We start from the raw sequence: 13,381 nt of genomic DNA, 5'->3' as shown, positions 1-13,381 counted from the left end.
ATGAAAAAATACATTATCAAATTTAAAACTGTAGAAAAAAGCCCCAAACCGGTGACTTTAAAATTTTCGGTTTATTCAGGAATTGGAGGTTTTATAACCATTGCAATATTATCTTTTTTGACAAAAAACTTTCAAATACCACTTATTATGGCTCCATTTGGTGCAAGTTGCGTACTGGCATTTGGAGTTCCTGATAGTCCTTTGGCACAACCCCGAAACATTATTGGCGGACACTTAATTTCAACATTCATAGGGCTTTGTTGCTTTTGGCTTTTTGGCAACGAATGGTACACCCTCTCATTAGGAGTTGGATTAGCCATTGGAATAATGCTACTAACTAAAACCACACATCCGCCAGCCGGAGCAGATCCAATAGTGGTTATTCTAGGGGCTTGTCACTGGGATTTTTTATTGAATCCTGTTCTATCGGGTTCAGCAATAATAGCTATCGTTGCTTTGCTTTTTAACAACATAAACCCATATAGAAAATATCCAAAATACTGGAGATAAAACTTTGATAAAATAAAAGAGATATTACAAAACATATAAAAAGTATCTTCAGCAACCTCAATTTCAGCAAAAAAACTGCAACAACAAAACAATCTCGTATTTTACCTCACATAGGCCGAATCGAAAACAAATCTAATTTTCTATCTTTATAGAAAATTGACATGGTTGAGTAAGAAGTAAAAAGTAAGCTATGAGAAAAATAATTTCCTTTATGCATATTTCACTGGATGGTTTTGTGGCAGGACCTCAAGGCGAAATGGACTGGATAACAATTAACGAAGAAATTTTTGATCATGTGGGGCAGCGCATCAGTCAGACTGATACTGCCTTGTATGGCCGCGTTACCTATGAGATGATGGAAAATTACTGGCCTACCGCAGCAGATAAACCCAATGCCAGCAAGCACGACAAAGAACATTCGCAATGGTATAGTCAGGCGCACAAGATCGTTTTGTCTCAACGTTTAAAAGGAACTTCGCTATCAAATACAACCATCATTAGTGATTCCCTGACAGAGCACATCAACAGCATCAAAAATCAGCCGGGAGGGGAAATATTACTTTTTGGTAGCCCTACTGCTACGCATGCCATGCTGGAGCAAAATCTTATTGACGGCTATTGGCTGTTTGTCAATCCCGTAATCTTAGGACAAGGTATTCCTCTATTTGCCAATATCAAAGAAAAAACCAAACTCAAATTAGTCAACACCAAAGCCTTTGACTGCGGTGTAACCGAACTCAGTTATATCATTGACCAGGCATAAAATTTAGAAAATGAAACAATGTATTCGCTTTAGCTTTTTATTTCTACTCACTATTTGCAGTAAAGGTTGGGCACAACAGCCCGCTGCCATCACTGCTCCAAAAGTAGAACTGACCACAGAAGAAAAAACATTAAACTCTCAATGGCAGGGGAAAAAAGTGGCTTTTTTGGGCGATTCTATGACCGATAAACGCCGAGTGGGAACGACTTATGTGTATTGGGAATATTTGACTGAATTATTAGGCATTGAACCTTTTGTGTATGGCATCAGTGGAAATCAATGGAACCACATTTATAAACAAGCTGAAAAATTGCAGGCTGAAAAAGGGAGTGATATTGATGCCATTATCATCTTTGCCGGAACAAATGATTACATGCATGGCACTCCTATGGGGGATTTTTTTAGCGAAACCACTAAGCAGACGAATTTTAACGGAAAAGAAGTCAGCCGTAAATACCGCATCCCCATTATCAATGACAGCACCTTTTGCGGAAGAATTAATAAGGCCATGTCTTTCCTGAAAAATAATTATCCTAAACAACAAATTATTATCATGACGCCTATCCACAGAGGTTATGCTAAGTTTAACGATAAAAACGTACAACCGGATGAGAACTTCAGCAACGAACAAGGTTTGTATATCGAAAATTATGTGGAAACTCTAAAAAAGGCAGCGGCTATCTGGGCTGTCCCTGTTATCGACTTATATTCAACCAGCGGTTTATTCCCTATGGCCGAATCGCATGCGCAATATTTTAGTAAAAAAGACACAGACATGCTGCATCCTAATGCGGTGGGCGATTACCGTTTGGCAAAAACCATTCAGTATCAATTACTGGCGCTGCCTTCGGGTTTTGTAAAACAATAAAAAGCTACTAATTATGGAAGCCTTAGCTATCAATACCAAAAACTTTCAGTTGGTTGAAAAAGGACAACTTCTGGGGGAACTATTTTATGAAAATCTATTTTCAGAAAAGGCAACTATTAAACTTCCAAATGCTGAAAACTATCTAATTAAACCCCGGAGTATTTTTAAAACAACGATTGACATTACAAAAAACGAAACAGAAATTGGATCTTTCAAAATGAATTGGCGAGGACAAATTGAATTTGTTTTCCAGGACGGACAGGAATTTCTTTTAAAGGGAAAAGGTTTCTTCCATAATAAATACACTTTAGAGAATAAAAATGGAGAAAAACTAATGGAATTTAAACCTCAATTTGTCTGGAGAAAATTCCGTTATAATTATAGCATTCATTTAGACAATAAACCTATTGATGACTACTTTGTATTACTTGTAGTTTATGCCACTAATTACATTATAGCTACGGCCTCTTCAGCCTCTTCCGGGATGGGATAATCGCAAAATTCCTTCAACAGCCTGTCATAATAAAAAAACGGCTTCCTAAAAGGAAAGCCGCTTTTTCAATCGAATTATTTAAACCAAAAAAAATCACTCAATGACAATTAGGATTTGCCTGCACAAACAAGCTCATTGTGGCAGGTGAAACATAAGGAATCCCTAATCCTAAACCTCTAAGGATAAACAAAACCCCTATTAAAACAACCACATAAGGAATTGCTTTTTGTATTTTGTTACGAATAGATACCGTCAAAAAGGAATTGATATACACCACCGTACTCATCAACGGCACGGTTCCTAAACCAAACAAAACCATATAAAAAATTCCCAAACCTATACTTTGCATGGCAATTGCTCCAAACAATGCCACATAAACCATTCCGCAGGGTAAAAATCCGTTTAATAAACCAATCGTAAAAAGCGATTGATAGCTTTTCTTTTTAAACTGATTGCCCAGGGCTTGTTTTACTTTTGAAATTAATCTGAAAACAGGTTTTGAAAAATTATATTGGGCAAAAGTTTTTTCAGGAATCACAATGGCTACAATCATCAAAACCCCTATTATAACAGACAGTTTTTGTTGCATTCCAGCCATAAAAAAACCTTTTCCTAACAAACCAAAAACAAAACCAATAACGGCATAAGCCGAAATTCGCCCTAAATGATAACTTAAAATTTGCGTTACTTTTTTAGCCGGATTACTTCGATCTACGGGCAACATCATAGCTATTGGCCCGCACATTCCTATGCAGTGAAAGCTACTGATTAAGCCGAATATCAAGGCGGTGTAAAGCATTTTTTTTGAGTTGCTAAGGTCCTAAGTTGCTGAGATGCTAAGAAACTTAGTCTCTTAGAACCTTAGCAACTTAGTAACTAGTTAATATAAATAGGTTCTTTAGTCAGGTATTTTTTTCCGGCGTATTGCCATTCCATATTAATGTCCCACTGACCGCCTACCAATTTTGATTTAGGTATGAGCAAAGTTGGATTAGACAACGAAATCGGAGTATCGAAATCTAATTTTTTGTTAGACGGCCTGTAAAGGGACACTGTTCCAGTAATTTGGTTAGCTTTAAATTCCTGAGGAAATTCAATAGTAATTCCTTCCTCTGTTTTAGTTATAATTGGTTTTTGGTCTAAATCATGAGCGTTTTGTACACGTTCCATTTCTTCCTGAAAACGGGCATCGTGTTTGTAATACTCTTCGACCACTAATTCGTTATCGTACTTAGAATTCGATTGTACTTTAATTACAAAATACAATATGAAACTCATAAATAATGCAATCGCTATTGCAAGTCCTGTTCCCCAATTGATTTTTTTCATCATCTTATCTTTTTTGAAGTACGCAATCCTTTTTTAGTCAAAACTTCTTGGGCTTAAAAAACTAGTACTGGTTGTTTCTATTTTTTTATCGCCGTTATACACTTCTATTTTTAATTTTGTTTTGTCGCTTTCCAGCAAATATTTATTAATTTCAACAAACAGAGTTCCGCTGCTCATACCTTGTTTGGGTACTTTCAATATTTGATTTCCTACTACTTTCAAATTCCCTTTGATGTCTTTTAACTTAAAATGAATTGCATTAAAATCCTCATTGGTCTTATTAATAATTTTATAAGTAAACACATTACTAATGTTTTCTCCTTTGTGCTGATACAACTGCCCCGGCAATCGCAATATGAGTGCTTCAACATCGGTACGTAAAAACAACAATCCTACTAACATTCCCACCAGAATAGTCAGCACTGCCGTGTAGCCTTTCATTCTTGCGGTAAACTTAAAAGGCGCTTTTTTCTCAATTTCATCTTCCGAAGCATATCGAATCAAACCTTTTGGGAATCCCACACTTTCCATGATGGTATCGCATTCGTCAATACAGGCGGTGCAATTCACACACTCTAATTGTGTTCCGTTTCGAATGTCAATTCCGGTAGGACACACATTTACACATTGTCGGCAATCAATACAATCCCCTTTTCCGGTTAATGCTCTGTCTTCTTTTTTATTAAATTTGGCTCGTCCTGCTTCTTTTTCACCGCGAACAAAATCATAAGCCACATTAATCGATTTATTGTCTAAAAGAACGCCTTGCAGCCTTCCGTAAGGACAGGCAATAATACACACCTGCTCTCTAAACCAAACAAAAACAAAATAAAAGATTCCTGTAAAAACAGATAATGCAATCAAAGTTTTGATGTGGCTTGCCGGTCCGTCCTCAATCATTGCAATCAGGGCATCACTCCCTATCAAATACGCCAGAAAGACATTTGCAATACCAAAAGAAATCAATAAGAACGCCGTCCATTTCAATGCTTTTTTTCTGATTTTTTCGGCATTCCACTCCTGTTTTGCCAATCGCATTTGAGCTCCTCTGTCTCCTTCAATCCAAAATTCGATTCGTCTGAAAACCATTTCCAGAAAAATTGTTTGCGGACAAATCCAACCACAAAATATACGTCCGAAGATTACCGTAAACAAAATCACAAACACCACTCCTATGATCATAAAAAGCACAACGAGGTAGAAATCTTGCGGCCAAAATGGAAAACCAAAGATGTTAAATCGACGCTCCAGAATATTGAACATCATAAACTGATTTCCATTTACTTTTATAAACGGATTAGCAACCAGAATTAATAACAGCAAATAACTTAGTGCCTTTCGGTAATTGTAAAATTTACCCGAAGGTTTTTTAGGATAAATAAATTTCCTTTTCCCTTCATTGTCAATAGTTCCAATGCTGTCCCGAAAGCTTTCGGGGCTAAAAGTTTCGTCTGCTAATTTTGACATTTTGCTTATGATTTATCCTCTAAAAAACTTTAGATTTTTTTTACCATTAAGGAATTAATTTTTAAAAACCAAACCCTGCTTAATTCCTTAATGGATACTAAATAATTATTTTACTGCAGAAGCAGAAGCTTCTTCTACCCAAAGTTCACCATCGGGAGCTTTTGCATCTTTTGGATTACTGCCTCTTAACGACAATACATAGCTGGCTACTTTTTGAATATCTTTAGGTTTCATCCCGTTGGTCTTCCAGGAAACCATTCCTTTTCCGTCACGTCCTCCGTTAGTAATCGTATGGAATACATTTTTAATTCCGCCACCTAAAATCCAATGGTCATCCGTTAAGTTTGGTCCAATTTGTCCACCTGCATCCGCTCTGTGACAGGCGGCACAATTAGTTGTAAAAATCTCTTTCCCTTGGGCTAAAGCAGCCGGATCTGTAAGCAGCGTAACTGTTTTTTCATCCATTAAATCAGGTGCATTTTTCATGTACGCTTCTACATCTATTTTGGCCTGAGCCAATTCTTTTTTCAATTCCATTTCCTGATTATCAGCTCCCAAAATTTCAAAACGAACTAAATAAATAGCTGCAAAAACAATACAGGCATAGAATGAATACACCCACCAAGGCGGTAAATTATTATCCAATTCTTTAATCCCATCATAATCATGGTTTAATAACAGGCGTGACTCATTTTCAATAGGAACTGTTCGGGTAAGCTTATTCATTAGGTTTTTAAACCAGGCTGATTCTTTAACCGGTAATAGTTCTTCGGCAGCTAATCGGGCTTTTTCTTCCTCAGGTAATAGCTGATACACAATATTATCAGCTGCACTGATGACCATTTCTACGGCAATCAACAGTACTAAAACAACCAATAAGACTACATCAATAATAGGATATTTTATAAAAGCTGCTCTATCGCCCGAGTCGATAAAATATTCAATCGCACCAAAAATGATGAAGAATAATACTGGAACTCTTACATATGCTGGAATTAATTTTTTCATTTTACTAATTTTGAAATTATACTACAAACTGTCTCTCAATGGGATTTCGCTCATTTCATTGATTTTCTCTTTTTTATAGGAGAAAACCCAAAGTGCCAATCCTAAAAAGAAGAAAAAGAAAATCAATAAGGATACTATTGGATAAATCGCAACTCCCGCGATGGTTTCCATATTATGTTTTATTTGTTCAAACATTTTTTTTGAGTTTTTGAGTATCAAAGTAGCTTAGTTTCAAAGTTCTTTAACTTTTATTCTTTGCTACTTTGACACTTAGTTACTTTGTTACTTAGTTTGTTTTCACTTTAATATCAGTTCCTAATCTTTGGATGTAAGCAATCAAGGCTACAATTTCCCTGTCTTTCATCGCTATGAATTGCTCTCCTCTGGCAGCCGCTTTCTTTTTACTTTCTTCGTAACTTTTTACAAAATCAGGATCGGCGTGTAAGCTATTTTCAATTTTTTGAGATTGCTCTTTAATTGTTTTCTGAGCATTGGCAATGTCAGCATCAGTATAAGGAACCCCTAATGTTCTCATTGCTTCCATTTTTCCTTCGATATCCGAAATATCTAAGGCTTTGTTGTCAAATAACCATTTGTAACCCGGCATGATAGAACCCGCAGAGGTACTTTGTGGAGACCACATATGGTTAAAGTGCCAGTTGTCATTGTACTTACCACCTACTCTTAACAAATCAGGACCAGTACGTTTTGACCCCCAAAGGAATGGATGATCGTAAACAAATTCTCCCGCTTTAGACTGAGGTCCGTAACGTTCTACCTCACTTCTGAATGGACGTACCATTTGAGAGTGACAGCTCACACAACCTTCACGGATATACAAATCGCGTCCTTCTAATTCTAATGGTGTATAAGGTTTAACACTTGTAATGGTTGGGATATTAGATTTCACCATGATCGTAGGTACGATTTGAATTATACCTCCAATCAAAATCGCTACAGTAGCCAAAATCGTCAATTGGATTGGTTTTCTTTCTAACCAAGGGTGGAATTTTTCCCCTTTAATTCTTCCGGCACTGATTTTTTGTAAAGCCGGAGCTTCTGCTAATTCGTCCTCAACAATATTGTTAGCTTTAACGGTTTGATAAATGTTATAAACTAAAACTAACATTCCGGCTACATACATCGTTCCTCCTACCGCTCTCATCCAATACATTGGAATAATTTGAGTTACCGTTTCAAGGAAGTTACCATAAGTCAAAGTCCCGTCAGGATTAAATTGTTTCCACATTGACGCCTGTAAGAAACCGGCAACATACATTGGTAAAGTATAAAGTATAATTCCAAGGGTACCAATCCAGAAATGTACATTAGCTAATTTTAGTGAATACAAAGGTCCTTTAGTCATACGAGGAATCAACCAATAGATGATACCAAAAGCCATAAATCCGTTCCATGCTAAAGCTCCTACGTGTACGTGAGCAATAATCCAATCGGTAAAGTGCGCAATGGCATTTACATTTTTCAATGACAACATTGGCCCTTCAAAAGTAGCCATACCATAACCTGTCACCGCTACAACAAAGAATTTCAATACCGGTTCTTCACGAACTTTATCCCAGGCACCACGTAAGGTCAACAATCCGTTAATCATACCTCCCCAAGACGGCGCGATCAACATTACTGAGAAAACAACTCCTAAATTCTGTGCCCAGTTAGGTAAAGCAGAATACAATAAGTGGTGAGGTCCCGCCCAGATATACAGGAAAATCAAAGACCAAAAGTGAACAATAGATAATCGGTAAGAATACACCGGACGATTAGCCGCTTTAGGAATAAAATAATACATCATTCCTAAGAAAGGCGTAGTCAGGAAAAAAGCCACCGCATTGTGTCCGTACCACCATTGTACTAAGGCATCCTGAACCCCTGCATAAACAGAGTAACTTTTTAATGCAGAAACCGGTAAAGCCAAACTGTTGAAAATATGTAATACGGCAACAGTTACAAATGTGGCCAGATAAAACCAAATAGCTACATACAAATGGCGCTCTCTTCTTTTTAAAATAGTTCCAATCATATTGATACCAAAAACTACCCAAATCAGCGCAATTGCAATATCGATAGGCCATTCTAATTCGGCATATTCTTTTGAAGTACTGTATCCTAACGGAAGCGAAATTGCCGCAGCTACGATAATCAATTGCCATCCCCAGAAATTAATGTTACTCAAAAGATCACTAAACATCCTTGCTTTTAAAAGTCGTTGCAAAGAGTAATACACTCCCGCAAACATAGCATTCCCAACAAAAGCAAAAATAACCGCATTGGTATGCAAAGGTCTTAATCGACCAAAGCTCAACCAGGAAATTCCATCAGTTAAGTTAGGGAATAAAAAAAAGATTGCTAATAAAAGTCCGACAGCCATTCCTACTACCCCAAAAACAATGGTAGCGTAAATGAACTTTTTGACAATTTTGTTGTCGTAATAAAACTGCTGCATTTCCATAATTAATTTTGTTTTTCTTCAGTTGTTTGTATTTCTTTTTTGGCTTTTAAATTAATTTCATCGTCAAAAAGCATTCTGACGGATGGCGTATAATCGTCGTCATACTGCCCGTTCTTGACTGCCACAAAAAAGGCAATCAAAAAGGCTATAGCTACGAATATGCTAATAGTGATTAATAAATAGATGACACTCATACCTTAAATTTGTGTTAACAAAATTAAACTCCTTGTTTCGGGCATACTATGATATTTATCATACTTTGGATTTATTAAAGAGAAAAATATCTTATTTCGATAATCTCTTTTCTTTAAATAAACCACCCCGCCCTCCGGGCACCCCTCCAGAGGAGGGGAAATCACGAAATTTTCCTAAATAACAGAAAAATTACTCCTTTAACCTTCTAACTTCTTGCCTCTTGCTTCTTGCCTCTAACCCCTAACTTCCCCGCATAGTAATTACTCATTAAGGTTACAAAACTCACTATGGTTATGGTACTCAAAGGCATTATAATTGCCGCAACAAGAGGTTCTAATTTGCCTGTTACGGCAAAAGTTAGTCCCACCACATTATAGAGCAATGATAATCCAAAACTCATTTTGATAACCAACATGGCTTTCTTGGAAAATTTTAAAAAAGAATTCAGTTTTTGAAACTGTGTAGCGTCTAAAATAGCATCACAGGCCGGTGAAAAAACATTCACATTTTCCGAAATAGAAATCCCCACATTACTTTGTGCCAGCGCTCCGGCATCATTCAGTCCGTCGCCTACCATCATCACATTTTTACCTGAAGCCTGTAATTGTTTGATGAACTCGAGTTTTTGTTCCGGTTTTTGATTAAAAACCAATTCGGTTCCCTGAGGTAAAAGTTGCTCTAAAGCTTCTTTTTCTCCGGCATTATCTCCTGACAAAACCTTCACTTCATAGTTTTTTTTCAAACCGCTAAACAACTGCTCCAAGCCCTCTCTATATTGGTTTTTAAAAACATATTTCCCAAAATACACTCCGTCAATTTGAATATGAACCGAAGTTTGCAAGCCACTATTCTCTTCAGAATTTCCGGCAAAACCTGCCGAGCCTATTCTGACCAAACTTTCCGCTGTTTTTGCCTGAATTCCTTTTCCGGTGATTTCTTCAAAATCGCTGACATTCACTCTTCCATTATCCGGAAAAAAGTCATACAACATGCGGCTTAAAGGATGATTAGACCCCCGAAGCACTGATTTAACCTGAATTAAATTAGCTTCAGACAGCGGTTTTCCTTCATACGAAATATTCGATTTTTTATTAGTCGTAATTGTTCCTGTTTTATCAAAAACAATCGTATCTACTTTTGCCAATTGTTCGATTACCAGAGCATTTTTGAGGTAAAACTTTTGCTTACCTACAATTCGCAATACATTTCCCAATGTGAATGGAGCCGTCAAAGCCAAAGCACAAGGACAAGCCACAATCAATACCGCAGTAAACACATTAAAAGCTGTATTGGCATCTTTAAAAATCCAATAAGCAAATCCCACAAAAGCAATCAATAATAATATGGGCGTGAAATAACGCGAAATGCTGTCGGTAATGTTTTTGTGTTTTTGCTCCACATTTTTCTGGAACACATCATTACTCCATAATTGGGTCAGATAACTTTGGGAAACCGAAAACAACACTTCCATTTCGATTACTTCACCAATTTGTTTTCCTCCTGCAAAGACTTTATCTCCAGATTTTTTACTTATCGGAATGGCTTCTCCGGTAACAAAACTGTAATCAATAGTCGCATTTTCACTTATCAAAATCCCGTCAACCGGAATTAATTCCTGGTTTCTAATGAGTAATCGGTCTCCTTTTTGAATATCATAAACAGCAACACTTGCTTCGGAAGCATCCGTATTGATTCGGGTAACAGCAACCGGAAAATAGGATTTAAAATCTCTTTCGAAACTCAGGAAACTGTAGGTTTTAATTTGGAACATTTTGCCCAAAAGCATAAAGAAAACCAAACCGGTCAGACTATCAAAAAAACCGGAACCATAGTCCATCACAATATCAACAGTGCTTCGAATAAAAAAGACAACGATTCCTAAAGCAATAGGAATATCGATATTAAGCATTCCGGATTTAATACTTTTATAAGCCGAAACATAATAACCGCTGGCAGAATACAGGAAAGAAGGCAATGACAAGGCAAAAATCAACCATCTGAAAAACGGTTTATAGTTGTCCAGCCAAAATTCTTTCACCTCAAAATATTCCGGAAAAGAAAGCAGCATGATGTTTCCAAAACAAAAGAAAGCAACTGACAATTTGTATATCAAACTTCGGTCGGCTTTTGCCTTTGTAGTGGTGTAATCCTCCAGACTGATGTAAGGTTCGTATCCAATAGAACATAAGAGGCGAACAATTTCGCTCAGTGAAACTTCATTGGAATTATAAATAATCCGAACTTTTTTCTCAGGAAAATTAACCTGAGAACTATTTATTCCTTTTTGAAGGCGTTGTAAATTTTCCAGAATCCAAATACAAGAGCTACAATGTATATGAGGAATACTAAGTGAAACAATAGCGGTTGAATCCTCCTGAAATTCCAATAATTTTGCAACGATGCTTTCATTTTCTAAAAAATCATATTTTCCTTTAATCTCCTGCGGAGTGGCTCCAGGTGATTTTTCGAAATCATAATAAGAAGTCAAATCATTCAGACTAAAAATTTCGTAAACCGTTTTACAACCGGTGCAACAAAATGTTTTAGCGTCAAATAGAATTTCAGCTTCTTTTTCAATATCCAAACCACAATGGAAACAGTTTTGTGTATCCATAACTTTGCTCATTTTACCTAATGCAAAATTCTTAAAGGAATAACACTTAAAATATGATATATGTCATATAAATACTTAATTTTGTAAATAATCAAATCATTCATTCAAAATGAGCAAATGTGAACAATGTATCGTTAGAGAATTCAGCTCCCTGAAAGCACTAAACAAAGAGGAATTAGTCAAACTTGCCGAATGCAAGACTTCCCGTTTAGTGAAAAAAGGAGAAGTGATCTTTGAAGAAGGCGAAAATGTCAATGGCATTTTTTGCGTCAAAGACGGCGTTTGCAAATTGACCAAACTGAGTCAGAATGGAAAAGATCATATTGTAAAACTGGTGACCAAAGGAGAACTTTTAGGACAACGCTCGATGATAAGTGAAGAACCTGTCAACCTGAGCGCTGTAGCGCTTGAGGACATGCAGGTATGCTTTATCCCAAAAAGTGAAATCATGGGATTCTTTGACAAAAACAATCAGTTTTCTATGAATGTCATGAGAACCATTTGTGGTGATTTGAAAGAGTCTGACGATCACGTAGTCAACATGGCCCAAAAAACTGTAAAACAACGTCTGGCCGAAACCCTAATCTATCTTCAGGATACCTTTGGCAAAAATGAAGACGACAGCTTAAAAATCCAACTCACCCGCGACGAACTCGCCAGCATGATTGGTACCGCTACCGAAAGCTGTATTCGTTTATTGTCTGATTTTAATAAATTAGGTTTAATCGAATTAAAAGCTAAAAAAATCACTCTTAAAAATATTCCTCAGCTTAAAAAGATGGCGTAAGGTTTTCTTTGCTATTTTTTTGTACAAAATATTATTTATATATTTATTATTAATACCCTAAACAGTAGTGAGTATAAGTTAGTAAATATTATTAGAAAACGATACCCCTAATCTAAAATGCCAATAATAAAAAAACCTGAGGATTTAGATTATGATTATCTAGAAAAACTATACGAAAAAAAGATTTTTGAAGATTATAAACCTCAAAAAATTACATCAAGAAAATACGAAGAAATTAAAGTTTCTACAGACAAACTAACTTTTAAACTTATAGACAAAGAGCAAAGAGATACAGTTTCACTAATACACGGCGAAATAAGTGTTTATCATGGAATTGAATATTTTGAAATCGGTTGGACTTATTCCAAGTATCCCAAACAAGGTTATCTTACTTACTTATTTGATTTACTGATATTTGAATTTGACTATAAATTAATTTCAGATAAATATCATACGAGTCCTGGTTCCAAAGAATTTTGGCAATCACTCATGAGTAAAAAAAATTATAAAATATACCGTTTAAATTTAGATACAAATCATAAAAGAATTGCAAAAAATTACAGCGAAAATGAAATTTGGAGTTTAGAAAGTAAAACTAACTTTTTTGATCGGTATAATTTTTTTACAGACCAAAATATGGATGAAAATTTCGAGTCAGAATATTCAGAAGAAATCATTGATTATGCTGATATTGATCAAGAAGTTGAAGAAATTCTTTCAAGCATCGAAAGAGAGAATCTGTCATCTATAAAAGATAAAGAGAATACAATCAAAGAAAGAATAAGACTAGTTGCACAGAAATAACTCCCACTGGCTCGTTTGCAACGAGTGCCAACTTACATAAATAAATAAAACGTAGCATTTGCAACGCGGTTCACTA

The 13,381-nt window shown here is 36.1% G+C and carries 14 protein-coding genes; 6 read left to right on the top strand and 8 right to left on the bottom strand.

Features of this window, described 5'->3' with window-relative positions:
* From BLR17_RS13170 to BLR17_RS13155, 4 genes are all read left to right on the top strand, one after another.
* Positions 1 to 510, top strand: a complete 510-nt coding sequence (locus BLR17_RS13170; protein WP_066328882.1) for an HPP family protein — start codon at positions 1 to 3, stop codon at positions 508 to 510.
* Positions 511 to 700: 190 nt separating this feature from the next.
* Positions 701 to 1,273, top strand: coding sequence for a dihydrofolate reductase family protein (locus BLR17_RS13165; protein ID WP_066328881.1), 573 nt, complete (start codon positions 701 to 703; stop codon positions 1,271 to 1,273).
* Between the two features lie 10 nt (positions 1,274 to 1,283).
* Complete coding sequence (locus tag BLR17_RS13160; protein ID WP_066328880.1) at positions 1,284 to 2,141, top strand: SGNH/GDSL hydrolase family protein; 858 nt, start codon at positions 1,284 to 1,286, stop codon at positions 2,139 to 2,141.
* 13 nt (positions 2,142 to 2,154) lie between these two features.
* Positions 2,155 to 2,634: a hypothetical protein gene (locus tag BLR17_RS13155; RefSeq protein WP_066328879.1), complete on the top strand. Its 480-nt coding sequence runs from the start codon at positions 2,155 to 2,157 to the stop codon at positions 2,632 to 2,634.
* A gap of 97 nt (positions 2,635 to 2,731) precedes the next feature.
* Here BLR17_RS13155 and BLR17_RS13150 read toward each other — a convergent pair whose 3' ends face one another.
* The 8 genes from BLR17_RS13150 to BLR17_RS13115 all read right to left on the bottom strand — a co-directional run bounded on the left by BLR17_RS13150 (position 2,732) and on the right by BLR17_RS13115 (position 11,714).
* Complete coding sequence (locus tag BLR17_RS13150) at positions 2,732 to 3,433, bottom strand: sulfite exporter TauE/SafE family protein (protein ID WP_066328878.1); 702 nt, start codon at positions 3,431 to 3,433, stop codon at positions 2,732 to 2,734.
* A gap of 77 nt (positions 3,434 to 3,510) precedes the next feature.
* On the bottom strand, positions 3,511 to 3,966 hold the full coding sequence (locus BLR17_RS13145; RefSeq protein WP_245683142.1) for a FixH family protein: 456 nt from the start codon (positions 3,964 to 3,966) through the stop codon (positions 3,511 to 3,513).
* Positions 3,967 to 3,996: 30 nt separating this feature from the next.
* Positions 3,997 to 5,430, bottom strand: coding sequence for a cytochrome c oxidase accessory protein CcoG (gene ccoG, locus BLR17_RS13140; RefSeq protein WP_066328877.1), 1,434 nt, complete (start codon positions 5,428 to 5,430; stop codon positions 3,997 to 3,999).
* Positions 5,431 to 5,535: 105 nt separating this feature from the next.
* Positions 5,536 to 6,438: a cbb3-type cytochrome c oxidase N-terminal domain-containing protein gene (locus tag BLR17_RS13135; protein WP_066328876.1), complete on the bottom strand. Its 903-nt coding sequence runs from the start codon at positions 6,436 to 6,438 to the stop codon at positions 5,536 to 5,538.
* 21 nt (positions 6,439 to 6,459) lie between these two features.
* A complete protein-coding gene (locus BLR17_RS13130) occupies positions 6,460 to 6,633 on the bottom strand; it encodes a CcoQ/FixQ family Cbb3-type cytochrome c oxidase assembly chaperone (RefSeq protein WP_066328874.1) in 174 nt (57 codons plus the stop codon).
* Between the two features lie 91 nt (positions 6,634 to 6,724).
* Positions 6,725 to 8,905 carry a cytochrome-c oxidase, cbb3-type subunit I gene (ccoN, locus tag BLR17_RS13125; RefSeq protein ID WP_066328872.1) on the bottom strand — a complete coding sequence of 727 codons (2,181 nt, stop codon included), beginning with the start codon at positions 8,903 to 8,905 and terminating at the stop codon, positions 6,725 to 6,727.
* A 2-nt stretch (positions 8,906 to 8,907) separates the two neighbouring features.
* Positions 8,908 to 9,099: a cbb3-type cytochrome oxidase assembly protein CcoS gene (ccoS, locus tag BLR17_RS13120; protein WP_066328870.1), complete on the bottom strand. Its 192-nt coding sequence runs from the start codon at positions 9,097 to 9,099 to the stop codon at positions 8,908 to 8,910.
* A gap of 206 nt (positions 9,100 to 9,305) precedes the next feature.
* Positions 9,306 to 11,714, bottom strand: a complete 2,409-nt coding sequence (locus BLR17_RS13115; RefSeq protein WP_066329001.1) for a heavy metal translocating P-type ATPase — start codon at positions 11,712 to 11,714, stop codon at positions 9,306 to 9,308.
* Positions 11,715 to 11,823: 109 nt separating this feature from the next.
* Between BLR17_RS13115 and BLR17_RS13110 the strand changes: the two genes are divergently transcribed.
* Together BLR17_RS13110 and BLR17_RS13105 are read left to right on the top strand one after the other, a co-directional pair.
* Positions 11,824 to 12,501 carry a Crp/Fnr family transcriptional regulator gene (locus tag BLR17_RS13110; protein ID WP_066328869.1) on the top strand — a complete coding sequence of 226 codons (678 nt, stop codon included), beginning with the start codon at positions 11,824 to 11,826 and terminating at the stop codon, positions 12,499 to 12,501.
* 117 nt (positions 12,502 to 12,618) lie between these two features.
* A complete protein-coding gene (locus BLR17_RS13105) occupies positions 12,619 to 13,305 on the top strand; it encodes a hypothetical protein (protein ID WP_066328867.1) in 687 nt (228 codons plus the stop codon).
* Positions 13,306 to 13,381: the final 76 nt, after the last annotated feature.

It is taken from the genome of Flavobacterium glycines (assembly GCF_900100165.1).
Lineage (GTDB): Bacteria > Bacteroidota > Bacteroidia > Flavobacteriales > Flavobacteriaceae > Flavobacterium > Flavobacterium glycines.
Note: the sequence above shows the minus strand (reverse complement) of the source record. Positions and strands in the feature narration are given on the sequence as shown.